Annotated in this window: 3 protein-coding genes; 1 reads left to right on the top strand and 2 read right to left on the bottom strand. The window is 69.6% G+C overall.

Going from position 1 to position 2,140, the window contains the following annotated elements; translation table 11 throughout:
- Positions 1-136 precede the first annotated feature (136 nt).
- Entirely contained in the window at positions 137-373 is a 237-nt protein-coding gene (locus tag J0695_RS44385; RefSeq protein WP_242553496.1) for a hypothetical protein, read from the bottom strand.
- Between the two features lie 58 nt (positions 374-431).
- Positions 432-1,610 (bottom strand): MFS transporter, encoded by a 1,179-nt coding sequence (locus J0695_RS32655; protein ID WP_443726644.1) that lies wholly within the window; start codon positions 1,608-1,610, stop codon positions 432-434.
- Positions 1,611-1,771: 161 nt separating this feature from the next.
- On the opposite strand from J0695_RS32655, the gene J0695_RS32650 reads away from it, so the two are divergent.
- Positions 1,772-2,140 (top strand): TetR/AcrR family transcriptional regulator (locus J0695_RS32650; protein ID WP_206968283.1); only part of this gene is annotated, 369 nt, incomplete at its 3' end.

The following is a 2,140-nucleotide window of genomic DNA, read 5'->3' as shown; positions in this document are numbered from 1 at the left end:
AGAGCTGGGACGCCGAGCTGGTCGGGCGCGTCGGCGAGGCGCTCGGCCGGGAGAGCCGTCACCACGGTGTGGGCGTGCTCCTGGGCCCCGGGATCAACATCAAGCGCGACCCGCGCTGCGGACGTAACTTCGAGTACTACTCGGAGGACCCGCACCTGGCCGGCGGGAAGCAGGTCGCGGGAACGCTCGCGGCAAGACCGAGGTGGTCGGTCGCACCGGCCTGCTTGCGGACACCGTGCGGTCCGTCGGTCAGCAGCACGGACTGTGCCGGGCCGACCGCCTTGGTGGTCCAGAAGTCGGCGCCGCTGCCGAGTGCGGCCTTCTCCTCGACGGAGAGGCCGGTCAGGTCGGCGGCCTTGATGGGCTGTGACATGTTCTGCTCCTGTGTGACGGCGTAACTGCGTAACTGCGTAACGACGAGTCTGTTCGGCTTACTTGACGCCCTTGATGGGGAACACCGCGCAGGCGCCGAGCACGCTCAGCACGGCGGCGACGGGGAAGAGCCCGGCGTATCCGACGCCCACGACGATCGCTCCGGCGACGGCGGGCGCGACGGTCTGCGGAAGGGTGGCCGCGATGTTCACCACGCCGAGGTCCTTCGCCGCGCTCTCGGAGCTCGGCAGGACCTCGCTCATCAGCGCGGTGTCGACCGCCTGAAAGGCGCCGAAACCGAGACCCGAGACGACCGAGCACAGCATCACCCCGGTGACGGACGGCACCATCCAGGGGATGACGAGGCCGGCCGCGACGAGCACGGACGAGGCGAAGACGAACGGTTTGCGCCTGCCGATCCGGTCGGAGAGCGGGCCGCAGACGGCGATGGACACGAGGATCGCGGGGAGCCCGGCGACCGACACCAGCGGCGTCATGTCCGCCGCCTTGTCCTCGCTCATGCCGACGTAGTCCTGCAGCAGGTAGAGCATGTACCCGAAGACCGTGAAGTAGCCGGTGTAGAGCAGCAGCCGGCTGAGGAAGGCCCACGCGAAGTCGGGGTGGCGGCGCGGACTGATCCAGAACGAGCGGAGGAGTTCCAGCAGCCGGAACGGCTCGCGGGGGAGGCCGAGGCTGGAGGTGTCCGGGCTGAGGACCACGAGCACGGTGACGCCGATCAGCGCGAGACCCGCGAAGGCGAGGTACCCGGTGGAGAGGTGGTCGGAGAACTGCGAGGCCACACCGCTGCCCGCGAGGGCGCCGATCATGGTCGCGCCCCCGATGACCGAGGCGAACCTGCCGCGTGCCGCGCTGGGCACCCGGTCCGGCAGGACCGCGGTCAGCGGGGCCTGGACGAAGTTGTAGGCGATCTGGGCCGCCATCCACGCGAGNNGGGCGCCGGCCACCGGCTGGGCGATCATCGCGGCGAAGGCGCCGAGGGTCGCGACCAGCGCGAGGTTGGCGGCCTTGTGCTGCTCGTCCAGGGCTCCTACCTGGAGCGGCAGGAGGATCCCCGGCACGGCTCCGTACACGCTGTAGAGGCCGACCGTGGCGGGGGCCAGACAGTACAGAAGCCGACGGAGCGGACCGCTGATGCGGACTCTCGCGGCAGGGGAATCGCCGGTGGAATCGGCGAGGGGAGCCGTCGAAGGCACGGCAGGAGGTGACGTCGGCGTCATGGCGGGTGTCCCTGCTCTGATGGGGTGCGCGACTCTGCGCTCCCAAAACCGTACGACACACGGTATTCACACACAAGGGGTTCGTGTGCACCTTGTGAAGGGCCGGTCGGAGCGTTTAGTAGGGTCGCCGCATGGCTCGACGAGGCTCTTACGCAAAGGGCGTGGCAAAGCGCGAAGAGATCCTCGACACGGCACTCGAGGTGATCGCGCGGGACGGCTACAGCCGTGCGACGGTGCGCGAGCTGGCCAACTCCGTGGGACTGAGCCAGGCGGGCCTGCTGCACTACTTCGGTACGAAGGAGCAGCTCTTCGTCGAGATCCTGCGCCGCAGGGACGAGCGGGACCAGCGCGCGTACGGCGAGGCCGTGGGGGCGGCCGGAACCGCGGCCGACATCGCGGGGGCGTTCGTCCGGCTGGTGCGTCACAACGCCCAAGTGCCCGGATTCGTACAGCTCTTCACGCGCTTCTCGTCCGAGGCGTCCGAGGAGCAGCACCCCGCCCATGCGTTCTTCCGCGATCGCTACGCCGTC

Source organism: Streptomyces beijiangensis (assembly GCF_017315755.1).
Classification (GTDB): Bacteria; Actinomycetota; Actinomycetes; order Streptomycetales; family Streptomycetaceae; genus Streptomyces; species Streptomyces beijiangensis.
Note: the sequence above shows the minus strand (reverse complement) of the source record. Positions and strands in the feature narration are given on the sequence as shown.